Here is a 20,978-nt window from a genome sequence, read left to right on the forward strand (position 1 = left end):
ATTTCCTCCTTTTTAAACAATAATTCAGATATCATTCACGATATGCCCCTAGGCGACAAATCCTGCTATAATTGAAATCAATCCAACGACCCAGCAATAGGGGGCAAAAAGATAGAATCTCCCTTTTTTGACAATTTTCAACAGCGCCACCAGGGCCAGTGTGCCGACGATAAAAGCGGTCAGGGTGCTTAAAAGGGTCACTGTGTCAAAACCTGCACCAGTGGCAAAAGACTCTTTGAGACTCAATATCTCTGCACCGGCAATGGCGGGCATGGACAGCAGAAACGAATACCTTGCCGCTGTTTCCCGCTCCACCCCGGAAAAAAGACCTGCTGCAATCGTGGCACCTGATCTGGAAATCCCCGGAATCACGGCAACCCCCTGGCAGACTCCGATAAAGAGGGCCGTTCCAAACCCAATCTGTTCGACCTTTTTCCCCCCGGGTGTTGAATGTCTGGTCAACCAGAGAAAGGTTCCCGTGACCATGAGCATGCTGCCCACAATCACCAGAGAAGAAAATAGAGCATGGACATAATTTTTCAGAATCAGCCCGATAACTGCCGTTGGAATGGATCCCACAATGATGAGGGCCGCAAGCCGGACATCTCCATCTGCCTTGACAACCTGCTTGAAATTCTTCAGTGAACCCAGGTTCTGCACCAGCCGTCCAAGGCTGACGACCATGGCCTTGATCTCTTTAAAAAAGACAAGGGCAACGGCAAAAAGGGTTCCCAGGTGAACACTGATGTCAAACGAAAGGGCAGGTTCTGTAATGCCAAAAAAATTCTGGCCCAGTACAAGATGGCCCGATGAACTAACCGGTAAAAATTCTGTAAGCCCCTGTAGAACGCCAAGCACAACACCCTGATATAATTCCATATCCACTCCACCACACCCTTCCTGTAAGATTTATCCAACCCTGTTCAAAATTCGGCACAAAAAACAGCACCATTCTCTGCCGCAACCTAGGTAAATATCGTCTATGGCAAAAAATATCAAGATTTGATTGGTTTGAATAATTTTCTATTTACTTGATATAGATCAAGGAAATCCTTAACTTAATCAGATAATATCTATTTCACGGTTAAAGAGTTCCCACACAAACAACCATTCAAGGAGGACGACCATGTTCTGTTTTCAATGCCAGGAGACGGCAAAAAACAAGGGATGTACCATCAGCGGGATGTGCGGCAAGAAAGAAGAGACGGCAAACCTTCAGGATCTTTTGATTTTTAACCTCAAAGGCATCGCCGTTCTTACCCTTAAGGGAAAAGCAGCTGGGGTGGACATGACCACAGAGGCCGCAAGGTTTGCTTCAAAGGCGCTGTTTACCACCATCACCAATGCCAACTTTGACGATGCAAGCCTTGTTGACTGGGTAAATCAGGCCGTTGCCCTTAAAAAAAATATTGCAGACAAAATCAAGGGCAAAATCACCGGAGCGCTCCACGACTCAGCCACCTGGATGTCCACCAATGTGGACGAATTCCAGGACAAGGCAAAAACCGTTGGGGTTCTTGCCACAAAAAACGAGGATGTCCGCTCCCTGAGGGAGCTTCTGATCATCGGCCTCAAGGGCATAGCGGCCTACGCCGAGCATGCAGCGATTCTGGGCAAGGAAAAAGATGAGATCTACACCTTTATCCTTGAAGCCCTTGACTCAACCACCCGGGATCTGAGTGTGGATGAGATGGTGGGTCTGGTACTCAAGGCCGGTGAGATCTCAGTGGTCACCATGGCGCTCCTGGACGAGGCCAACACTTCAACCTATGGCAATCCCGAGATCAGCGAGGTCAACATCGGTGTGGGTGACCGCCCCGGCATCCTGATTTCAGGCCATGACTTGAAGGATATGGACGAACTGTTGAAGCAGACCCAGGGAACAGGGGTTGATGTTTATACCCACGGAGAGATGCTGCCGGCCAACTACTATCCTGAATTCAAGAAATACGACCACCTCAAGGGCAACTACGGCAGCTCCTGGTGGAAACAAAATGAGGAATTTGAGTCGTTTAACGGCCCCATTCTCATGACGACCAACTGCATCATTCCCATCAAAAAGAGTAACACCTATGGGGACAGAATATTCACTACAGGCGTGGTCGGATATCCCGGTCTTGAAAAAGTTGCCGATCGTAAGCCGGGCGGAGCAAAAGATTTTTCAAAAATTATCGCCCTTGCAAAGACCTGCCCTGCCCCCCGGGAGATCGAGACAGGCACCATTGTCGGTGGATTTGCCCACAACCAGGTGCTGGCCCTGGCCGACAAGGTGGTTGCAGCGGTAAAATCCGGCGCCATCAAGCGCTTCATTGTCATGGCCGGTTGTGACGGCAGGCAAAAGGACCGGGCCTACTTTACCGAGGTTGCCGAAAAGCTTCCCAAGGATACCATTATCCTCACGGCAGGCTGTGCAAAATACCGGTACAACAAACTAAACCTCGGCGATATCGGCGGAATTCCAAGGGTGCTTGATGCGGGACAGTGCAACGACTCCTACTCCCTTGCCGTCATTGCCCTGAAACTCAAGGAGGTATTTGGCCTTGATGATATCAACGAGCTTCCCATCAGCTATGACATTGGCTGGTACGAGCAAAAGGCGGTTGCGGTTCTTCTGGCCCTTCTTCACCTGAACGTGAAAGGCATACGACTTGGACCAACCCTTCCTGCCTTTATTTCTCCTGCGGTACTCAAGGTGCTGGTGGAAAATTTTAACATCAAGCCCATTGGCGATGCCGAGGGTGATATTGCAGCCATGATGCAGGGAAATTAACGATAGAATGACATTCGGGGTCAGGTCCTTATACTTAAACAGGCCTGACCCCATCAACCCACAAAGGAGGCCCTCCATGAAATGCCCGGGTCAAGATACCCAGTACTGGAATAAGGAAGCCATTTTCGAAACACCTTGCCCTGAATGCGGCACCATTATTGAATTTTTCAAGGATGACACATCCCGGGTATGCAAGGGATGCGGCAAGCGGATGGTAAACCCGAAACTGGATTTTGGTTGCGCCTCCTATTGCCAATATGCAGAACAATGCCTCGGTACCCTTCCCAAAGAGTTCCTGGCCAACAGGGACGATCTTCTAAAGGACAGGGTGGCCGTGGAGATGAAGCGTTATTTTCACACGGATTTTAAGCGAATCGGCCACGCCACAAGGGTGGCACGCTATGCCGAAGCCATTGGTAAGGCCGAGCTTGGAAATCTGGCCATCATCCTGTGTGCCGCCTATCTCCACGACATCGGTATTAAAAAAGCCGAGGAAAAATATAACTCAAACGCACCTGAATATCAGGAGATTGAAGGCCCGCCCGTTGCACGACAAATCCTTGAACACCTCAAGGCCAAGGCGGATCTCATCGAAGAGGTATGCGACATTGTCGGCCACCATCACCACCCGAGGGACGAAGAGACACTCAACTTTAAGGTGCTTTACGATGCCGACCTCATCACAAACCTTGAGGAGGCACAAAAAAAGACCCCCCTGGAAAGGGCAAGGCTTGAAGCCATCATTAACAAGTCTTTTCTAACCCAGAGCGGCAGGGAACAAGCAGCCAAGGTTCTCCTGACCCCGGAGGTATAAGCCGAAAAACCGCCGACAGAAGAACAGAGCAAAGAACAGCAGCACCAGACATACAACCCGGGATCAAAACCGGTGTGAATACCTGAACCCAGGAGGATATACCATGAAAATCATGCGGAAAATAATAGAGATAGACGAAGAAAAATGTGACGGATGCGGAAACTGCGTTCCCTCCTGTGCCGAAGGTGCCATTGAAATCATTGATGGAAAGGCAAAGGTGGTAAAGGATCAGTACTGCGATGGCCTTGGGGCCTGTATGGGCGAATGCCCCCAGGGTGCCTTAACGCTTGTGGAAAGGGAGGCAGATGCCTTTGATGAAGAGGCTGTGGAGGCCTTTTTAAAATCCAAAGACAAAAACAGCGCACCTGCATCGTCAGGGTGCGGCTGCCCGTCAGAGACCCTGCACACCTTTTCAACACTGGACGAGAGTGCCTGCCAGACGGCCAATAAACCGGTGATAATGGGTGAGTCCGCCTCTGCCCTGGGACACTGGCCCGTTCAAATCCGACTGGTTCCGCCCACGGCACCCTTTCTCAAGGATGCAGACCTGCTCGTCACAGCCGACTGCGTGCCCATTGCCTACGGCTCTTTCCACCAGGATTTCCTGAAAGACAAAGTCGTGATGATGGGATGCCCCAAGTTTGACGACAAAGACGCCTATGTGGAAAAATTCACCCAGATTTTTGCCGGAAACACCATCAAAAGCATCACTGTCCTTATCATGGAGGTGCCCTGCTGCTCCGGGCTTCCGGGCATATTGGAACGGGCCATGGCCCTTGCAGACAAAAAAATTCCAATGACAAAAACGGTAATCAGCGCCAGGGGCGAAATAGTTAAGCCCAACAAGATCAACGCCGGAACCATCGTTTGATCCCGGGAGCTTTAAGGGGGGATGGATTTCAGATCTGCCCCCCAGCAGGCTTGTTTACTCCCCCTCGGAAATCTCTGCCAGACCATCCGGGTCAACAATGTTTATTAACCGGTTGTCCACAGTTATGAATCCCTCGTTTGTCAAACGGGCCAGTATTCTTGAAATGGTCTCAGGAGTGGTCCCAAGAATGCCTGCAAGCTGGGTTTTAGACACAGGAAGGTTCACCAAACCGGGTTTATCTCTATCCTTGATCGAGGCCATGAGGTAGGAGGCAAGCCGGGCCGGAACTTCTTTTAATGCAAGGTTCTCCACCATGATGGTGAATTCTTTGAGCCGCATGGAAAGAACAGCCAGCATGTTCAGGGCAAGATTGGGGTGGGTTAAGATAAGTTCAACAAACCTTTTTCTTGGAAAAAAAATCAACGAGGCATTGGTAATGGCAACCGAAGATGCCGGGAAACTTTTCCCCGTAAAGACCGGCACCTCGCCAAAGGGTTTTCCAGGCCCATAAATATGGAGGATCTGTTCCTTGCCGCCAAACGAAAGCTTGAAAACCTTGACTTTACCGGTCTCCACCACATAGAACCCGTTACAGGCATCCCCGTCCGTAAAAATAATCTCGCCCTTCTGCACGGATCTTCTTTCGCATATGGCAATGATTTCCTTGAGGTTTTCCGGGTCAAGTCCCTGGAACAGGGGTACTTTTCCGATCGTTTCTGCTGTTGATTTCATCGTATCCCTTTATAACATGACAGACACGAGCACAACCCTTTTTCAAACGGCTCACCCGCAAAAGTGACTATCTCCTGCTTGAACGGAAGACACCACCTTTTTTTCAGGGTATAATCATAATATTGATATCCATAACATTGGTTAACGTCGGGCCGGTGATCACGAGGTTGCCCATGGGTTTAAAAAAATTATAGGAATCATTGTTGTTTAGATACATCCAAGGATCACGTTTCTCAGATCTTGCCTGCCCAACCGTTGTGTTGTCAATAATGGCACCGGCGGCATCTGTCATTCCGTCCGAACCATCGCTTCCGGCACACAGGGCATAAATGTTATCGGCAGCTTTCAGGCTGAGGGCCATGGCCAGGGCCAGTTCCTGATTACGACCACCCTTGCCGCTACCCTTGACCTGCACTGTGGTTTCACCGCCGATTATCAGGCAGGCCGGAGGGGCGATGGGATGATGGGTCTGCCTGACTTCCATGGCAATGGCAGCCAGAAACCTGGCAACTTGCCTGGATTCTCCCTCCAGTGCGGAAGAAAGGATAAGGGTGTTGTATCCCAGTCGTTCTGCTTTGGTTTGTGCCGCCTGCAGAGCCAGAAGGTTATCGGCAACGATCATATTGTTGACACGTTCAAAAACCGGATCATTTTCTTTCGGGGTTTCAGGAATTCGCCCATGAACACCGGCTTCAATCCGCCGGATGACGTTGGCCGGCAATCTGTCTTCGAGCCCGTAGCTGGTAATAATGTTCCAACAGGATTGAAAGGTTGTATGATCCGGCGCTGTCGGTCCAGAACCAATATCGGTATACTGATTGCCGATGACATCTGAAACAATAAGGGTGATCACCTGGGCGGGATAGGCTTTTTTTGCCAACTGCCCTGCCTTTATCCCAGAAAGATGCTTGCGTATGGTATTTATTTCCTGGATGTCAGCACCGCACTCAAGCAGCACATGGGTCACGGTTTGTTTGTCTTCAAGGGTGATACCGTCAATGGGCAGTGTTAAAAGCGAGCTTGCCCCACCGGTTATAAGACAGAACACAAGGTCGTCCGCTGTCGCCTCTTCCACCATCCCGGCCAATCGACGGGAGGCCTCAAATCCGGCCTGGTCCGGGTGCGGATGCCCGGCTTCAACCACTTCAACAGCGTCAAGGTCACCGGCATGACCGTTTTTGACGATCACCATTCCCCGGTATAAGTAATCACCCAGTATTTGTTTCAATACCCCTGCCATGGGAGCCACGCCTTTCCCTGCTCCAACGATGAAAATTCTTTTAAAGGAATCCAGCTTGTAGGTCTGGTGGTTGATGACAAGGGTGTTTCCCCGTCGTTTAACCCATCTTTTTACAGCACTATCGGTCTTGACTGCATCCAGCCCGGCATTAAAAATGGCTTTTAACTGTTCGTTTATTGGGTCCATCAATCCTCCTTTGGTCTAGGGGAGAACAACCGACATCAGAGCTCCAGGCGGTGTGATACCGTTTTTATTGTTTGTTGGCCGTTATCCCACAAGGCCTGAAACCGGTTCAAGGACCACGGGAATTGATCGGCCCATGGAGATTCTTGTGGTATCAAGGACCGTATCCCTTGCAATGACCTCCACCCCTGCATCCACTGCCTGTTTCAACGCACATGCATACATGGGATCTATGTCTGCCGCAGGAGAGAAAGAAACAGCATCCATGCGCTGGATCAGATAGAAGATCACGGCCCGTTTGCCCTCCTGGGCAAGCCGCTGGAGTTCGGCCAAATGCTTTTGCCCCCTCAGGGTCACGGCATCTGGAAATCTTGCAAGCCCGTTTTCCACAAGGGTACAGTTTTTAACCTCAACAAAGCATTCGTCCCCATTGTCCCGGGTGAGCAGCAGGTCAAGCCTTGTATGGTCCCCGGTTTTCACCTCCGGCCGGATGGTGGTATAGCCGGTAAGCTCGTCCACAAGACCTGCCCCAATGGAGTGGTGCACCAGTTTATTGGGAATCTGGGTGTTGATGCCGATCAGAGTTTCGGGCAGTTCCATGAGTTCCCAGGTGTAGCCAAGTTTTCTTTTGGGGTTGTTACTTTCAGACAGATAGACCTTTTTTCCCGGCTCACAGCACCCCCGCATGGACCCGGTATTGGGGCAATGTGCCGTTACAAGCTCACCCGTCTCCAGGGTGACATCGGCCAGAAACCGTTTATAACGGCGTACAAGGGTACCGGCAATCAACTGGGGTAACTCATAACCATGGTAAGTCATTTTTTTCCTTTATTTCCGGACACCTTGCCGGTGCCTCCTGATAGAATCATCTTTAACTCAGCGGGGTTCATCTCCTTGCGGATGCCGAACCGTGTCAGACAGAAATCATACCGGACAGGATCATGGGGAACCAGGGTTCTGAAACCCTGGGTGATCTCAAGGGCTGTTTTCAAATTGGCCTGTTTTTTCCGGGTAAAGCCAAGCTGGGTGCCCACACGGAACATGTGGGTATCCAGGGGGACAACAAGGGCTGAACACGGAATCCTGTCCCATCCCCCTGGATCGACCCGGTCCTTTCTGACCATCCAGCGCAGAAACAGGTTATTGCGTTTGCAGGCGCTTCGCTTGTCCGGGTCGGCCGCAAGAATCCCCATGCTTCCCCGGCAGGACAGCTGTTTTACAAACAGGGAAAGGGCCGGGATCACGGTTTCATCATCTGGCGAAAAGCCTTCAGCAAAACAGGTTTCAAGGGACCCAAACCGCTGGAGCACCGTTTTTACTCCCATCAGAAGGCAGGCCATCTGCTTTCCGGTTGTAAACCGATACTTGAAGCCCTCAAGATCGTGAACAATGTCCGCCTGATTCCGGGTCAAAAGATACCCATGGGGCGAAGTGCCAAACAGGTCAAGCACCTGGGTTACGGCCTTTAAAATCTGGGCTACCCGACCATAGGCAAGGAGGGCTGCAACCAGGGCCACAATTTCCCTGTCCCTGACCTGGGGGTAGTTGTAGAGAAACTCCAGGGGATCGGGAGCCACATACTCCCGCCGGTTGTATTGACCATGGATACGGTCAAGTCTCTGTTTGAGCATCAAATAAATCTCCTGGCAATCTGGTTGTTCGCTTGTGCCTGGTGTTAATAACATATTTTACCTTGACTAAAAAGCAGACCTACCTTTTAATGTCAAAGCTGAACAATTAATGCGTATAAATTCATCAACATCTTCTTTTCAGGAGCAATCAATATGCTGAGTGACCAGAAAATTGGCTTTATTGGATCCGGCAACATGGGGGAGGCCCTTATCAGCGGCCTTGTTCTTTCAAAGGTATCTTTACCTGAAAATATCATCTGCTCGGATGTAAGGCAGGATCAGCTCGATGCGATCCAGGCCAAATACGGCATTGCCACCACCACAGAGAATCTTGAGGTAATTGAAAGATCCGACATTGTTGTCTACGCAACAAAACCCCAGATTCTCCATACGGTTTTCAAGGAAACGGCAAAGGCCCTTGACATGTCCAAGCTCATCATCTCCATTGCCGCAGGGGTCCCCCTTGCCGCCATTGAATCCTGCCTTCAAAAGAAATTACGGCTGATCCGGGTGATGCCCAACATCTGCGCCTTTGTAAGGGAGAGTGCCACTGCAATTGCGGCTGGAAAGAACGTTCTCAAGGGGGATGTGGAGCTTGCAAAGGCAGTGTTTGACTCTGTGGGAAAAAGCGTTTTTATCCAGGAAAACGTTTTAATGGACGCCTTTACCGGATTGAGCGGAAGTGGGCCTGCCTATATCTTCATGATCATAGATGCCATGGCCGATGCAGGGGTAAAAATGGGGCTGTCCAGAAAAGACTCCCTGTTTTTGTCTACCCAGACCGTTCTGGGTGCGGCAAAGCTCCTTCTGGAATCCAAAGAACATCCGGGCCAGCTCAAGGACAGGGTCACCTCTCCGGGTGGAACGGCCATTGCCGGAATTCACACCCTGGAACAGGGAGGGCTCAGGACCACAATGATCAATGCAGTGGAGGCCGCATCCAAACGATCCACCGAGCTTGGCGAGCTAATGATCAAAAACTTTGCAAAAAACAACGAAGAGGAATAACGAACATGGCCGGGACAAGGGTGCTTGCAACTTTTAGGTGTAATCTTTTGGTGGGTATTTCAGACAAAACCACAGGGGTTCTTCAAAAGGTGCCAAGCAGGTGGGTGTAAGGTGCCATGATCAGGGGCTGTGCAGCGAACAAACGCTTAAGCCCCTTGACCGCCCCCTGACGCAGGGGCTCGTATTCCAGATAATTACCCTCGGAATCCACATAGGAAATAAGAATCCTGTGGAACTCCCGGGCAAGCCCGCCATGGACGGCCATGATCTCCCCCATGGATTCAGGGGCGCCCCAACCAATGCCACCGGACTCATCATTTAGACTCCACATGAGTCGTCTCATTACAACCCTTGCAGACTCCATGTCCCGATCGGCAAGGGTTGCCACCACCTGTCCCAGGGAGACAACGGCCCTTGCACGGATATGCTCATCACAGCTCTGGATATAGGAGATCAACGGATTTACAACCCTTTTGAGGTTATACCCGAGAATCTCATCAGGAAATGATTTGCCATCATCCCTGGCAAGCAGTGTGTATACCTCATTTTTAAGTTTCCTCAATCCACTCAATACAATGCCCCCTGCAGCTTCTGATAATATCGTTGATATCCTCTTCAGGATATGAGTCACTTTCTACAAGCTCAATATAGTTCGCATCGTTTTTCCTGAACACATGGGGACAAAGCTCAACGCAGATGTCACAAAGCACGCATTCACTCAAATCAATTTCAAGTTTTTTCTGCATCGTGTTCACACTCCTTCCACCACCCCTTACGCCTGTGGGCAGCTTCCTCCTTTCTTGCAAGATCCCTTAGTTTAAACCCTGAATCCAGGAGAATACCGTACAAGATGCCGCACCCTGAATCCTCCCGTTCTTCGTCGCCCTTGTGGGCCAGAAGAATCATCTGCTCGGCAAGTTCAAGGGCCTTGACAATATTGTTGTCGCATGGTTTCTGCAGCATCTGGAAAACCTCTCCTCGCTAATGATCCCGATAACATCCTAGGTTATATGTGAAAAACACTGCAGCAACCATGCCAGATTGATTTTGCACCCCTGACACGGGAAAAAGGTGTGCCGGGCATAGGATTTCCCCTGAACTTTTCAATAATCATGTACCACTGCATCAAAATTGAATGGTACAGTTATGCCTCAAAGAGACACCTTATTTTCCATTCAAACGGAAAACATTTTCCTTGCCTTCCACGGGCGGACAGCACATAATAAATCCCTGAAAAAGACAAAGCCCAATGGCATGGTAGTTGCTTTTGTTTTTGCCAATTGTGCAACAGCAGCGGCTGTTTCTTGCTTGATTGTTACGCCCCTGGGCCGAAAATCTTATGTTGTCGGCCAAAAAAAATGATACACAATAACCGGCATGGCCTGAGCATGGTATCTGCCCTGCCCACAACAAATAACGAAACCCCCCTGATTGCAACGCTTAGGTGGCGTTTCAAACATAAAAAACCATAGAACCATTAGGAGTGACCATGGATCCAGTTTTTCTATCAAGGCTTCAGTTCGCCGTTGCAACAATGTTCCATTTCCTGTTTGTTCCCCTGACCCTGGGGCTTTCCATCATTATTGCCTATATGGAAACAAAGTATGCCAGGACAGGAGACACCACCTACCTAAGAATGACTAAATTCTGGGGTAAACTCTTTCTCATCAACTTTGCCGTGGGCGTTGTCACAGGAATCACCCTGGAATTCCAGTTCGGAACCAACTGGTCCAGGTATTCCGAATATGTGGGCGACGTGTTTGGCTCTCTTCTGGCCATTGAGCCCACGATGGCTTTTTTCCTTGAGTCTACCTTTATCGGCATCTGGGTCTTTGGATGGAAAAGACTTTCAGCCAAGGCCCATGCAGCCGTCATGTGGATGGTTGCCATTGCAGGCAACTTTTCGGCCGTGTGGATTCTTACGGCCAATGGGTTCATGCAGCATCCGGTGGGCTACACCATCCGCAACGGCCGGGCTGAGATGACCGACTTTCTGGCCCTTGTTTTCAACAAATTCGCCCTGCTTGAAATTGTCCACATGATCCCTTCGGCCCTGGTTCTCGGGGCATTTTTCATCATGGGTATCTCCGCCTATCACCTGTTAAAGAAACAGCATGTGGATCTGTTTACCCGGTCGTTTAAGATCGCCCTGGTGATCGGACTTGTCTCGTCCCTGGCCGTTGCCTTTACAGGAGATCTCCACGCGGTGCATGTGAGTGAGGTCCAACCGGCAAAACTTGCGGCCATGGAGTCCCACTGGGAGACCCAGACCCAGGCACCCATTGTTCTCTTTGCCATTCCCGATGAGGCGGCCGGTAAAAATGCCTGGGAATTTGGCTCCATCCCGGGTATTTTAAGCTTCATGGCTTTCCACGATTTCAACGCATCAGTCAAGGGGCTTGCCGACTTTCCAGAGGAAGAGCGTCCCCCGGTCCTGCTCACATTTATGGGATTCAGAATCATGGTAGGCCTTGGCACCCTCTTTATTCTGCTCACCCTTGTGGGGTTCATGAAACGCAACCGCCTCATGGAATCCCCGGGTTATCTCAAAATCATGATGTGGGCCATCCCCCTTCCCTACATTGCCATTGAGATGGGATGGATGGTGGCCGAAGTCGGTCGTCAGCCCTGGATCGTCTACGGATTGATGAAAACCTCCCAGGCGGCATCCCCCATTGCAGGCTACCAGGTAATGATCTCCCTTATCGCCTTTATTCTTGTTTATGGTCTTCTTGGGGCTGTCGGGTTCTACCTGATGGCAAAAAAGGCCATACAGGGTCCTGAGCCGGAAACCGTTCAGCAATAACATTAAATTCAACAATTACAGGAGCTTTCAATTATGGAATTGCAAACAACCTGGTTTATCCTATGGGGCCTTTTGTGGGCGATCTTCTTCATGACAGACGGGTTTGACTTTGGCGTGGGAACCCTGTACCCCTTTCTTGGAAAATCCGACATTGACCGGCGTATGATGATCAACTCGGTCGGCCCCCTGTGGGACGGAAACGAGGTATGGCTCATAACGGCAGGGGGTGTCACCTTTGCCGCCTTTCCCAAGGTGTATGCCGTCATGTTTTCCACCCTTTACGCACCGCTGCTGCTCATTCTCTTTGCCCTGATCCTGAGGGGGGTGGCCTTTGAATTCAGGGGGCAGATCCACTCGGAAGGCTGGAAACGGATCTGGGACGCCTGTATCTTCATTGGCAGCGCAGCTCCAGCCCTTTTGTTCGGGGTGGCCTTTGCCAATATTTTCAGGGGAATCCCCTTTGATGCCAATGGCCTGTACCATGGAAATCTTCTCATGCTCCTCAACCCTTACGGGATTCTTGGGGGCGCCCTTTTCCTGGTACTTTTTATGCTCCACGGGGCCAACTGGCTTGCCATTAAAACAACGGGAGATCTCCATGATCGGTCCGTTGCAACGGCCGGAAAACTCTGGCTTGCAGTTGTTCCCCTGGCCGTTCTCTTTCTTGTGGCAAGTTTTTTTGCAACCTCACTCTATGACAACTACTTCAAATATCCGGCCCTCTTCCTCGTGATTATTGTTACCGTTGCAGCCCTTCTGGGTGTTCGGTATTTTATTGCTAAACAATATTTTTTCAGGGCGTGGTTTGCATCTGCCGTCACCATCGTGGGAGCCACTTTTTTCGGAATCGCAGGGCTTTTTCCAACACTTTACCCCTCGCTGAACAATCCCGGGGCAAGCCTTACAGCCTTTAATGCATCCTCAAGCCCCTTGACCCTTAAGATAATGCTCACGGTGGTATTGATTTTTCTGCCCCTGGTCATTGCCTACCAGATCTGGGCCTACAACCTGTTCAAGGGAAAATTGACGAAGCATGATCTTGAGTATTGACGGGCACGGCCGGAGTGGGGTATCTGCCCTGGCCACAACGAATTTTGAAACGCCGTCATTGACAATGCTTTGGCGAGTGTTTCATAGAAAGAAGATACTCTGCCAACAAAGGAGGTCAAACGTAATGAATATTGACAAAATGGTTTTTGCCATTACCGGAGCCCTGATACTGGTCACCATTATTTTTGCCGTCTCCCACAGCCTCTACTGGCTGTGGGTTACGGCCTTTATCGGAGCCAACCTTTTCCAGGCGTCATTTACCGGTTTTTGTCCCCTTGCCATCTTTTTAAAAGCTGCAGGGGTTAAATCTGGAAACGCTTTTTAAACAAACCACCACACCAAAAGGAGAAAATTATGGACAAGTATGTATGCGATCTATGCGGTTATGTGTATGACCCGGCAAACGGAGATGCGGACAATGGGATTGATCCGGGAACAAGCTTTGCCGATCTTCCGGCAGACTGGGTCTGCCCTGTTTGCGGTGCAGGAAAAGAAGATTTTTCCAAGGAAGGATAAGCAGGAAGGATAAGCATCAATTCATGGCCCTGCCCTGAACACCAGGGCAGGGCCATTGTTTTACCACACCTCAGGATAGCCGACATCCACAAACATCTGCTCAAGTGCCAACTTGTGGCCCCGTTCCATGGCGGCAAGATCAACAAACACCTTTTTCTGACCATCATCCGAACACGCCTCTGCAAGCTGGGTGTACCCCTTCATGGCTCTCTCTTCCTTTTTCATGGCAAGGGCAATGGCGTCGGCAGGTTTCATATCCAGGGAGAGCCTGGGCTCGTCAATGGTTTCAGCCACCTTATAATCAATGGTTTCATTAAAATTAAGCACCATGGTTTTTTTCGTCAAAATATTTCTAAGAAGTTGTTCATGGCCCTTTTCTTCCTTTGCAAAACCCTGGAACATTTTCTTGAGATAGGGATCCTTGATCTTTGCTGCGGCTGCCTGGTAAAATTCCCAGGCTTCGATCTCGTTGGCAATGGCCATGTCCACAATTTCTTCAAAAGTACTTACATCCATATTCCGCCTCCATCTGATGGTTATCGTTAATTTGAGTGCTGCCGGGACGTCATTTCCCGTCTAATCTTTCTGGGGCCATTCAGTCACTGTACCGTTGGTTACATGAAAACAGAAACCGTCCCATTCAAACTCCCTGAACGAAACAGGACAACGGAGCCTGATTTTTTTCTCTGTGGCATGGACGACCTCCCAGTCCCCTTTTCTGGGACCGGAATTGATGTGTATTTTCTGTCCTTCGTGAAAATCATAGGGTGAAAAAAACGCCACCGTATGGGATTCGACCATATCAACCCCCCTGTGTCTGCAAGTTAAAAAGAACCATATTTTCCTCGAGCATCTTTCTGCCCATGAGATCCGCCATGGCCCGGCCGGCCGTTTGATGATCCACACCGGGAATCAGAGCGTACCTTACAATGGCAGACAGCACCATAATATTCTGCATCTTTGGATTGTTCAGACAGGGATCATGAATCCTGTATACCGTGACATCCTTTTGTGCGCAAGCCTTTTCAATATCCACTGTCCCCACGGGTTCTGCCGTGCCCAGGCGAACCCCAAGCGGCTGCCACTCGGCATCATAGTAGACCAGGGTCCCCCCTTTTTTAGCGGCGGTCTTCACCCCCCGCAACGCTTCATTACGTTCAAGGGCAACAACAATATCAGCCCTTCCCAATGGGATCATGGGCGAATAGACACGATTGCCCACCCTGAGATGGGAAACCACAATCCCTCCCCGCTGGGCAAGACCATGGGTGTCAACCCCCTTGACCTTCAACCCGGCATGGTCAACGGCCCGGGTGACAAGCTCACTCAAGAGTCCGATGCCCTGGCCCCCCACCCCGATCATGTAGACGTTGAATTCATCCATTATTCATGCCCTCCTTGCGGTGAGGGTTCAGTACCAATGGCGGACTTTCGGGGGACAATGGCTGACACAGGACAGGTCTGGACACAGGATCTGTCCCCGATGCAAAGATCGGAATTTACCCCGATGGATTTATCCGGATTTCGGGTGAAAGAGGGACATCCAAATTCGGCAATACAGACATGATGGCGTTTGCAGACACTGGTGTCAATGGTCACCCCGGGTCTGTCCTTGTTCTTATTCCTGCGCTGTTCACGGGTAAATTTGAGCATGCACGGATGGCGTGCGATCACCACGCTGAACCCATCATCGGTCATGGCCTGTTTAACCAGGTCGGTCAGCTGATCCTGGAGATAGGTGTCAACCTCATACACGTGCTTGACTCCAAGCGCCTGAAGCACCGCTTTGATGGATATTTTCCCACTCACCCCGCCGAGGGTCCTATCCGTTGCAGGGTTGTCCTGATGGCCGGTCATGGCCGTTGTGCCGTTTTCCATGAGTATAAGCGTAATATTGTGGTTATTAAAAACCGCGTTGGTGATCCCGGGTAGCCCGGCATGGAAAAAGGTAGAGTCACCCATAAAGGCGACCACCCTTCGGGACCGGTTAAAAAGGGAGAGTCCAGACCCAATTCCAGGGGATGCACCCATGCACATGAGCAGCTGTCCCATTTCATAGGGGGGAAGGAATCCAAGGGTGTGGCAGCCGATATCCCCTACGGTTATGTCCGTTGTCTCAACGGCCTTTTTTATGGCATAAAATGCACTGCGGTGTCCGCATCCGGGACACATCTGTGCCGGACGATCTGGAACAATGATTTCCGGGACACCCACCGCCCCCTGACCCTGAGCGCCTGTTTCGGGAAGCGTGTCCGGCCACCGCCGTTTCAAAATCTCGTACACTCTGTCGGCCGTGTACTCACCGATCCAGTCGTCCAAAGTTTCTTTGCCATAAATTTTAGTGCCAACGCCTGCATCAAAGGCTATTGCTTTGACATCTTTTTCCAGGATGTCATCGAGTTCCTCAAGCACCTGAACCTCCCTGTGCCGGGCAATAAAATTTTCCACAAGCTTTCGGGGAACAGGGTATACAAAACCAAGTTTCAGGATATCGGGTTTTGTGTCTGCGGTTTCAAGCACGTCCATGAGGGACAAAAAGGGAAGCCCCATGGTGATGATGCCAAACCGTTGATTGTTGTTGTCAATCAATCGGTTAAGGGGGCTCTTTTCCCCCACCTTTTCAACATCAGCCAGTTTTTCAAGGGCTCGCTTTTTCTTAGGGGCAACGGTTGTCGTCAATGGGATATAGGGGCCGTTTTCAACGTCAAACCGGGGCGTATCATCAAAGCGCCCCGGGGTGTATGGGCCAAAGGCAACCTTTTCCCTGGCGTGGCAGACATGGGTGGTCAACCGCAGGATTACCGGCATATGATACTTCGTGGACAGGGCTGCAGCTTCCCTGTAAAAGGTGTACACCTCCTGGGGATTGGCGGGTTCAAGCACAGGGGTATAGCCCATACGGGCAAAATGACGGTTGTCCTGTTCGTTCTGGGAGGAATTTGCCCCGGGATCATCGCCAAGGACAATGACCATACCCCCGATAATATTCATGAGGTTGAGCTGAATAAAGGTGTCAGAGGCAACGTTCATTCCAACGCTCTTAAAGAACACCGTTGAAAAATGGCCGTTGATTGCAGCCCCATAGGCCACCTCACAGGCCACCTTCTCATTTATGGAAAACTCAAAATAAAACGGTCGTTGATCTGGCGGAATCGATTGAATGGCCGTTGCGATTTCAGGTGTGGGGGACCCTGGGTAGGAAGTTACGACACGGGTTCCGGATTCCACCATGGCCCTGACCAGGGCGGTATTACCCATGACGATTTCATCAAAGGCGTTTTGTTGAACCAGCATCTCTCCCATGGGCTTCATTGTTTTCCTCCTTGGGGATAGATCAAAATCCGCCCTGCTGTTCATGCTAGGGCAAAATGATGCCTGGACAATTTAATACGATCAGCTGGGGGCGGATTTTATCCACCCCCATGGTTTTGATTATGCGGCAAGCTCCTTTTTGAGCCACTCCCTCACCTCTCCTTCAACGGCATAGACCCCCTTGTGCTTTCCCTCAGAGCGAATCACCTGCTCTTCAAGCCCCTGGGGAAGCCTGAAGCTGGCAAGTTCCTCGGAATCAAACCCCCTTCTCCTGACCAGGGTGATGATCGGCGGATTTTTCCAGGTATTCATTACAAAATAGACGGTCTCATTATTGTTATCCCTGGAATTATAGTAAGAAAGATCCCGCAGTGGTCCCCATTCAAGGTGAAGGGCGATGGCCTCTTCGGGCGTCATATCCCAGTCTACTGCATTCAGGACGTTCAGATTTTTTTTAATATCGTTGAGATTCATTAATGCTCCTCCTAATATAAGATTAATCCAACGATAACTAACGTAGCAATTCCCATGCCAGGGTCAAAAGTGTCTCACTCTATTTTTCGACCTGCATGCTTTTCCATACGATCAATAATCCAGGGGCCAAGATCAAGGTCAGGGGGAAGATCCTTCATGGCAATCTCGACCCTGGCCATGGATTTATGCCCCCCGGCCGAACCCAAATCCCCAAACGCCTGCTTTACTGCTGTACCTGCGCTTTTCCTCAGGCCGTCATTTCTAAAAATAATGACAAGGTTTTCATTGTACACCCCTGAAACAATGCTCCAGTTGATCGAAGAAATCCGCATGAAGAAATCGGCCGTAATGACGCACTCGTCCGGGTTTGAAACCTTGCCCGCATGGGCATAGATCCGGTTGTTGATAATCTTTCTGGTCTGAATCGTAGCAGCAAGTATGTCCAGGTGCTCCTCCTCGAATTCCGCCTGTTCGATCCTTGTTAAAAGGTAGGGGTTGGCATACCGATACAGATATTGAAAGGCCTTTACATCCTCTATGGTGGCCTGGCGCAGGAACCCCGAGGTATCAGATTTAATGCCGAAAACAAGGGCCGTGGCAAGCTTTGCCGAAGGCTTTATCCTTGCGGCTTTAAGATATTCAGTAAGCATGGTCGAGCACGCCCCGTACCCCCCGCGGATATCGTTGAATTTTCCCACATCACAGGAAAGGGGGTGGTGATCAATGATGGCATCATACCGGAACATGGCAAAGCATTCGTGGTGGTCGGGCTGGGAATCAACCACCACAAAACTATTGAACTTACGCTCGTCAATCTTTGGAAGAAGAACCAGATCAGCCCCCAGAAGTCGCAGCATGGCAAGGTTGTCCGGGCGACTGATCTCGTTAAAATAGGCAATGGAAACCACGCTGACCTTCCGCCACAAAAGCCGCTTTACGGCCATGGCACAGGCAATGGCATCAGGGTCGGCATTGATGACAACAAGCACTCTGCTTTCCGGTGAAAAACATGCCAGAAACGCCTCAAGTCTTTTGATATTGCTCATGTAACCACCCTATTGGTTGGTGCTGAAAAAAAGGGACCATACAATAAAGATATAACTCAGAACGGCAAAAATTGCAAAAACCGGATAAAAAGTTCCAAGGGGGGCAAGAACCAGGGCCGTAAGCCAGTGGACGGCGATGACCACGCCTGAATTAAGTCGAATGGGAAAATCATCGTACCGGCAAATCACGGCAAGGCCGCACAGGTTCCACCCGTAAAGGGAGGCAAAGGTGTGGACGCGCAACAGCCACCTTGACCGTTCCGGATCATAGCCAGGATCCATCTGAAGAAAAATGTAAACAATTCCTGACACGGCCGTGAAAATAAGAAACCCGATTCCCGATGAGAGAAACTGTTTCTGCTGTATTCTCGAACCAAGCCTGAGGTAGAGCAGCAGCACCGTGACAACGGCCATAAAAAGGGCCAGGGTAACGGCAATCTGGGGGTAAAAGCGCTCAAAAAGAATAAATACAAAAAAAATGATCACCCCGAGGTTGATCACCCAGAAGCAGACCGTGGCAAGGAGCAGAATCATTGATCCCTTTCCCTTTTGTATCATGGAGAAAATCACGGACAAGGTGATCAGGGACAGGGGAAACGAGAAACCAAGGAAAAAGGTGTTGAGCACCAGTTTTTCCATGTGAACCAGGTGGAGATACTCGTTGTTGACAATCACCACGGATGAAAGCACAAGGCCTAGGGACAGGCATAAAAGCGCGGCCTGGTGAAACTTTCCCGACACGGTCTGGGTCAGGGAAAAAAAATTGCCGGGGAAAAAAGAAAATTTCTCAACCCGAATTGACTCGACAATCCCTGCAAGCACCAGGGAAAGAACAATAGTGATGGGGTAGAGTTCCAGAAAGGCGGACAGTGCATAAACCAGGGATAATCCCAGAAAGTTGCCTGTCCGCCTTGAAAGCCCCCCCCTGTCTTCCGTAAACAGAAGAAGAATGGTGCCGCCGGTGCAGAGGTTAAACAAAAAGATGTGAAGCCGCTCAAGGTCAAAGCGTTCAAGGGGGAAATAGATGTCAGCAAACCCGAAGCACAGGGCCGTTATCATCAACAACGAGAAAAACAGTTTCAAGGGGGTGGGCATGGAAATTATCCTTTGTTGGTTGGCACCTTATCAAAAATGCCCAGGGCAGACCCAAGGGCGTCAAAAAGGTCGGCGTACCGGAACCGAAATCCGGAAGCCAGCAGTTTTTCCGGCATGACCCGGGTGCTTGAGAGCAGCACCTCCCTGCCCCTGGCTCCCCATAAAAGGTCAATGGCGCCACTGGGCAAGGCAAAAGGGGCAGGACGGCCAAGAATGGCTGCAAGGGATCGTGTAAATGCCCTGTTGGTCACAGGGATCGGGGCAACAATATTCACGGCCCCTTCAAGGGTGGGTGTGTTGATGGTGTGGTAAAGGGCATAAAGGACGTCATCCATGGATACCCAGCTCATGTACTGACTGCCGTTGGCGATCCTGGCACCAAGGCCGAGTTGAAAGGCTGGAAGAAGCTGGGCAAGGGCCCCGCCCCTGGGGGTTAAAGCCACACCGATCCTGGCAAACACCGTACGTATGCCTGCAGCTGAAGCCGGGGCTGCGGCCCGTTCCCACTCATGGCACACCTTTGAGATAAAAAGATTACCCTGTGGCGATGCTTCAGTTACGGCACTATCCCCAGTCTCACCATAATACCCCACGGCCGAAGCCGAGATAAAGACCTTTGGCGGCTGGGCAAGACGGGCAAGGCCAAGGGCAAGGGTTCTGGTGGAATCGGTCCTGCTCTGGATGATCTCGGCCCGTCGTTTCCGGGTCCACCACCTGGAGAAGACCGAGTTGCCGTTGAGGTTGATCACGGCATCGATGGGTCCGGCATCGCTCAAATCCAGCTGACCTGCGGCCGGGTTCCAGAATATCTCATCCCCCTGGACCTGGAGAGAACGACGGACCAGGCGGATGACCCGGTGACCACCCGTGGTCAAAAAATAGCAAAGCTGTTGGCCGATCACCCCCCCCGCCCCTGACACCACAATGGTCAACCGCCGGGAACAGGCCTTGTGGCGAGCCATGTCCTCCTGGGTGACCCGATGGCGGAATTCAAACATCCTTGTCACCTCCCGTTCCGCAAGGTTTTTCAACGCCTTGGGAAAATAAAGGGGAACGTCATAGGAGATACTGTCTTCAAGGGTTGAAGTGTTGTCTTCCAGATCAATGAACCTGTGGGTGTGTGTCCATTTTGCAAAGGGACTTTTCACGAGTCGGTCCCTGAACATGTCCGGGGGCTGATAATCAAGATGCTCAGCCGCCATGGCAAAGGGCAGTCCCATGACCGAAAGGTTGACTCGAACCTGGGAGCCAGTTTTAATGCCATTGGTGGCGGTTACCGATTTAAGGGCCATCCAGGGTGGTGTCAGCCGCTCAAGGGCACCCGGCCGCTCATGCCAGGCAAACAGGGCTGGGGCCGAACCGTTTATCTTGGACTGTTTCTTATAGATCGACAATAAAACCTCCATGGGATAGAATTGCATGGGGTCTAC

Annotated in this window: 25 protein-coding genes; 9 read left to right on the plus strand and 16 right to left on the minus strand. The window is 50.7% G+C overall.

The window, feature by feature from the left end:
• Positions 1-48: 48 nt before the first annotated feature.
• A complete protein-coding gene (locus tag HRM2_RS20015; protein WP_015905849.1) occupies positions 49-879 on the minus strand; it encodes an undecaprenyl-diphosphate phosphatase in 831 nt (276 codons plus the stop codon).
• Positions 880-1,126: 247 nt separating this feature from the next.
• Between HRM2_RS20015 and hcp the strand changes: the two genes are divergently transcribed.
• From hcp to HRM2_RS20030, 3 genes are all read left to right on the plus strand, one after another.
• On the plus strand, positions 1,127-2,770 hold the full coding sequence (gene hcp / locus HRM2_RS20020; RefSeq protein WP_015905850.1) for a hydroxylamine reductase: 1,644 nt from the start codon (positions 1,127-1,129) through the stop codon (positions 2,768-2,770).
• A 76-nt stretch (positions 2,771-2,846) separates the two neighbouring features.
• Positions 2,847-3,584: an HD domain-containing protein gene (locus tag HRM2_RS20025; RefSeq protein ID WP_015905851.1), complete on the plus strand. Its 738-nt coding sequence runs from the start codon at positions 2,847-2,849 to the stop codon at positions 3,582-3,584.
• Between the two features lie 103 nt (positions 3,585-3,687).
• Positions 3,688-4,455, plus strand: coding sequence for an ATP-binding protein (locus tag HRM2_RS20030; protein ID WP_015905852.1), 768 nt, complete (start codon positions 3,688-3,690; stop codon positions 4,453-4,455).
• Between the two features lie 54 nt (positions 4,456-4,509).
• On the opposite strand, the gene HRM2_RS20035 is transcribed toward HRM2_RS20030, so the two are convergent.
• The 4 genes from HRM2_RS20035 to HRM2_RS20050 form a co-directional block, all read right to left on the minus strand.
• Entirely contained in the window at positions 4,510-5,187 is a 678-nt protein-coding gene (locus tag HRM2_RS20035; RefSeq protein ID WP_015905853.1) for a Crp/Fnr family transcriptional regulator, read from the minus strand.
• A 103-nt stretch (positions 5,188-5,290) separates the two neighbouring features.
• Positions 5,291-6,613 carry a glycerate kinase type-2 family protein gene (locus tag HRM2_RS20040; RefSeq protein WP_015905854.1) on the minus strand — a complete coding sequence of 441 codons (1,323 nt, stop codon included), beginning with the start codon at positions 6,611-6,613 and terminating at the stop codon, positions 5,291-5,293.
• Between the two features lie 81 nt (positions 6,614-6,694).
• Positions 6,695-7,429 (minus strand): DNA/RNA nuclease SfsA, encoded by a 735-nt coding sequence (gene sfsA, locus HRM2_RS20045; RefSeq protein ID WP_015905855.1) that lies wholly within the window; start codon positions 7,427-7,429, stop codon positions 6,695-6,697.
• On the minus strand, positions 7,426-8,241 hold the full coding sequence (locus tag HRM2_RS20050; protein WP_049770477.1) for a TIGR02757 family protein: 816 nt from the start codon (positions 8,239-8,241) through the stop codon (positions 7,426-7,428). The genes sfsA and HRM2_RS20050 overlap by 4 nt, the downstream gene beginning before the upstream one ends.
• Before the next feature lie 153 nt (positions 8,242-8,394).
• On the opposite strand from HRM2_RS20050, the gene proC reads away from it, so the two are divergent.
• The gene (gene proC / locus HRM2_RS20055; RefSeq protein ID WP_015905857.1) at positions 8,395-9,249 is read left to right on the plus strand and encodes a pyrroline-5-carboxylate reductase; all 855 of its coding nucleotides are present in this window, start codon (positions 8,395-8,397) and stop codon (positions 9,247-9,249) included.
• Positions 9,250-9,331: 82 nt separating this feature from the next.
• Here proC and HRM2_RS20060 read toward each other — a convergent pair whose 3' ends face one another.
• From HRM2_RS20060 to HRM2_RS20070, 3 genes are read right to left on the minus strand one after another with little or no spacing between them, the layout of a single operon-like run.
• Positions 9,332-9,820, minus strand: a complete 489-nt coding sequence (locus HRM2_RS20060; RefSeq protein ID WP_015905858.1) for a DVU0298 family protein — start codon at positions 9,818-9,820, stop codon at positions 9,332-9,334.
• Entirely contained in the window at positions 9,798-9,995 is a 198-nt protein-coding gene (locus tag HRM2_RS20065) for a ferredoxin (RefSeq protein ID WP_041273393.1), read from the minus strand. Before HRM2_RS20065 ends, HRM2_RS20060 begins: the two co-directional genes overlap by 23 nt.
• Positions 9,979-10,212 carry a hypothetical protein gene (locus tag HRM2_RS20070; protein ID WP_015905860.1) on the minus strand — a complete coding sequence of 78 codons (234 nt, stop codon included), beginning with the start codon at positions 10,210-10,212 and terminating at the stop codon, positions 9,979-9,981. Before HRM2_RS20070 ends, HRM2_RS20065 begins: the two co-directional genes overlap by 17 nt.
• A gap of 168 nt (positions 10,213-10,380) precedes the next feature.
• Here HRM2_RS20070 and HRM2_RS27820 point away from each other — a divergent pair, with 168 nt between their 5' ends.
• The 5 genes from HRM2_RS27820 to rd all read left to right on the plus strand — a co-directional run bounded on the left by HRM2_RS27820 (position 10,381) and on the right by rd (position 13,621).
• Complete coding sequence (locus tag HRM2_RS27820; RefSeq protein WP_015905861.1) at positions 10,381-10,611, plus strand: hypothetical protein; 231 nt, start codon at positions 10,381-10,383, stop codon at positions 10,609-10,611.
• Between the two features lie 127 nt (positions 10,612-10,738).
• Positions 10,739-12,055, plus strand: a complete 1,317-nt coding sequence (locus tag HRM2_RS20080) for a cytochrome ubiquinol oxidase subunit I (protein ID WP_015905862.1) — start codon at positions 10,739-10,741, stop codon at positions 12,053-12,055.
• Positions 12,056-12,088: 33 nt separating this feature from the next.
• A complete protein-coding gene (gene cydB / locus HRM2_RS20085) occupies positions 12,089-13,105 on the plus strand; it encodes a cytochrome d ubiquinol oxidase subunit II (protein ID WP_015905863.1) in 1,017 nt (338 codons plus the stop codon).
• 124 nt (positions 13,106-13,229) lie between these two features.
• Positions 13,230-13,430, plus strand: coding sequence for a YgaP family membrane protein (locus HRM2_RS20090; RefSeq protein WP_015905864.1), 201 nt, complete (start codon positions 13,230-13,232; stop codon positions 13,428-13,430).
• 29 nt (positions 13,431-13,459) lie between these two features.
• On the plus strand, positions 13,460-13,621 hold the full coding sequence (gene rd / locus HRM2_RS20095) for a rubredoxin (RefSeq protein ID WP_015905865.1): 162 nt from the start codon (positions 13,460-13,462) through the stop codon (positions 13,619-13,621).
• A 60-nt stretch (positions 13,622-13,681) separates the two neighbouring features.
• Here the strand turns inward: rd and HRM2_RS20100 are convergent, their stop codons facing one another.
• From HRM2_RS20100 to HRM2_RS20135, 8 genes are all read right to left on the minus strand, one after another.
• Positions 13,682-14,137: a ferritin-like domain-containing protein gene (locus HRM2_RS20100; protein WP_015905866.1), complete on the minus strand. Its 456-nt coding sequence runs from the start codon at positions 14,135-14,137 to the stop codon at positions 13,682-13,684.
• Positions 14,138-14,197: 60 nt separating this feature from the next.
• Positions 14,198-14,422, minus strand: a complete 225-nt coding sequence (locus HRM2_RS20105) for a hypothetical protein (protein ID WP_015905867.1) — start codon at positions 14,420-14,422, stop codon at positions 14,198-14,200.
• A 1-nt stretch (position 14,423) separates the two neighbouring features.
• Positions 14,424-15,005 (minus strand): 2-oxoacid:acceptor oxidoreductase family protein, encoded by a 582-nt coding sequence (locus HRM2_RS20110; protein ID WP_015905868.1) that lies wholly within the window; start codon positions 15,003-15,005, stop codon positions 14,424-14,426.
• On the minus strand, positions 15,005-16,933 hold the full coding sequence (locus tag HRM2_RS20115) for a thiamine pyrophosphate-dependent enzyme (RefSeq protein WP_015905869.1): 1,929 nt from the start codon (positions 16,931-16,933) through the stop codon (positions 15,005-15,007). Before HRM2_RS20115 ends, HRM2_RS20110 begins: the two co-directional genes overlap by 1 nt.
• Before the next feature lie 120 nt (positions 16,934-17,053).
• Positions 17,054-17,407, minus strand: a complete 354-nt coding sequence (locus HRM2_RS20120; protein WP_015905870.1) for a DVU0772 family protein — start codon at positions 17,405-17,407, stop codon at positions 17,054-17,056.
• A 74-nt stretch (positions 17,408-17,481) separates the two neighbouring features.
• Positions 17,482-18,453: a DHH family phosphoesterase gene (locus HRM2_RS20125; protein ID WP_015905871.1), complete on the minus strand. Its 972-nt coding sequence runs from the start codon at positions 18,451-18,453 to the stop codon at positions 17,482-17,484.
• 9 nt (positions 18,454-18,462) lie between these two features.
• Positions 18,463-19,548 carry a hypothetical protein gene (locus HRM2_RS20130; RefSeq protein ID WP_015905872.1) on the minus strand — a complete coding sequence of 362 codons (1,086 nt, stop codon included), beginning with the start codon at positions 19,546-19,548 and terminating at the stop codon, positions 18,463-18,465.
• A gap of 5 nt (positions 19,549-19,553) precedes the next feature.
• Positions 19,554-20,942, minus strand: a complete 1,389-nt coding sequence (locus HRM2_RS20135; RefSeq protein ID WP_187149290.1) for a TIGR01777 family oxidoreductase — start codon at positions 20,940-20,942, stop codon at positions 19,554-19,556.
• Positions 20,943-20,978: the final 36 nt, after the last annotated feature.

Source organism: Desulforapulum autotrophicum HRM2, from assembly GCF_000020365.1.
GTDB classification, from domain to species: domain Bacteria; phylum Desulfobacterota; class Desulfobacteria; order Desulfobacterales; family Desulfobacteraceae; genus Desulforapulum; species Desulforapulum autotrophicum.

Excerpts from the sequence above, each read along its gene's own strand:
- HRM2_RS20110 (WP_015905868.1), bottom strand. The coding sequence starts at position 15,005 with ATGGATGAATTCAACGTCTACATGATCGGGGTGGGGGGCCAGGGCATC.
- HRM2_RS20065 (WP_041273393.1), bottom strand. The coding sequence starts at position 9,995 with ATGCAGAAAAAACTTGAAATTGATTTGAGTGAATGCGTGCTTTGTGAC.
- HRM2_RS20100 (WP_015905866.1), bottom strand. The coding sequence starts at position 14,137 with ATGGATGTAAGTACTTTTGAAGAAATTGTGGACATGGCCATTGCCAAC.
- HRM2_RS20120 (WP_015905870.1), bottom strand. The coding sequence starts at position 17,407 with ATGAATCTCAACGATATTAAAAAAAATCTGAACGTCCTGAATGCAGTA.
- HRM2_RS20030 (WP_015905852.1), top strand. The coding sequence starts at position 3,688 with ATGAAAATCATGCGGAAAATAATAGAGATAGACGAAGAAAAATGTGAC.
- cydB (WP_015905863.1), top strand. The coding sequence starts at position 12,089 with ATGGAATTGCAAACAACCTGGTTTATCCTATGGGGCCTTTTGTGGGCG.
- proC (WP_015905857.1), top strand. The coding sequence starts at position 8,395 with ATGCTGAGTGACCAGAAAATTGGCTTTATTGGATCCGGCAACATGGGG.
- HRM2_RS20080 (WP_015905862.1), top strand. The coding sequence starts at position 10,739 with ATGGATCCAGTTTTTCTATCAAGGCTTCAGTTCGCCGTTGCAACAATG.
- HRM2_RS20125 (WP_015905871.1), bottom strand. The coding sequence starts at position 18,453 with ATGAGCAATATCAAAAGACTTGAGGCGTTTCTGGCATGTTTTTCACCG.
- HRM2_RS20115 (WP_015905869.1), bottom strand. The coding sequence starts at position 16,933 with ATGAAGCCCATGGGAGAGATGCTGGTTCAACAAAACGCCTTTGATGAA.
- HRM2_RS20050 (WP_049770477.1), bottom strand. The coding sequence starts at position 8,241 with ATGCTCAAACAGAGACTTGACCGTATCCATGGTCAATACAACCGGCGG.
- rd (WP_015905865.1), top strand. The coding sequence starts at position 13,460 with ATGGACAAGTATGTATGCGATCTATGCGGTTATGTGTATGACCCGGCA.
- HRM2_RS20040 (WP_015905854.1), bottom strand. The coding sequence starts at position 6,613 with ATGGACCCAATAAACGAACAGTTAAAAGCCATTTTTAATGCCGGGCTG.
- hcp (WP_015905850.1), top strand. The coding sequence starts at position 1,127 with ATGTTCTGTTTTCAATGCCAGGAGACGGCAAAAAACAAGGGATGTACC.
- HRM2_RS20130 (WP_015905872.1), bottom strand. The coding sequence starts at position 19,548 with ATGCCCACCCCCTTGAAACTGTTTTTCTCGTTGTTGATGATAACGGCC.
- HRM2_RS20015 (WP_015905849.1), bottom strand. The coding sequence starts at position 879 with ATGGAATTATATCAGGGTGTTGTGCTTGGCGTTCTACAGGGGCTTACA.
- HRM2_RS20070 (WP_015905860.1), bottom strand. The coding sequence starts at position 10,212 with ATGCTGCAGAAACCATGCGACAACAATATTGTCAAGGCCCTTGAACTT.
- sfsA (WP_015905855.1), bottom strand. The coding sequence starts at position 7,429 with ATGACTTACCATGGTTATGAGTTACCCCAGTTGATTGCCGGTACCCTT.
- HRM2_RS20035 (WP_015905853.1), bottom strand. The coding sequence starts at position 5,187 with ATGAAATCAACAGCAGAAACGATCGGAAAAGTACCCCTGTTCCAGGGA.
- HRM2_RS20025 (WP_015905851.1), top strand. The coding sequence starts at position 2,847 with ATGAAATGCCCGGGTCAAGATACCCAGTACTGGAATAAGGAAGCCATT.
- HRM2_RS20090 (WP_015905864.1), top strand. The coding sequence starts at position 13,230 with ATGAATATTGACAAAATGGTTTTTGCCATTACCGGAGCCCTGATACTG.
- HRM2_RS20105 (WP_015905867.1), bottom strand. The coding sequence starts at position 14,422 with ATGGTCGAATCCCATACGGTGGCGTTTTTTTCACCCTATGATTTTCAC.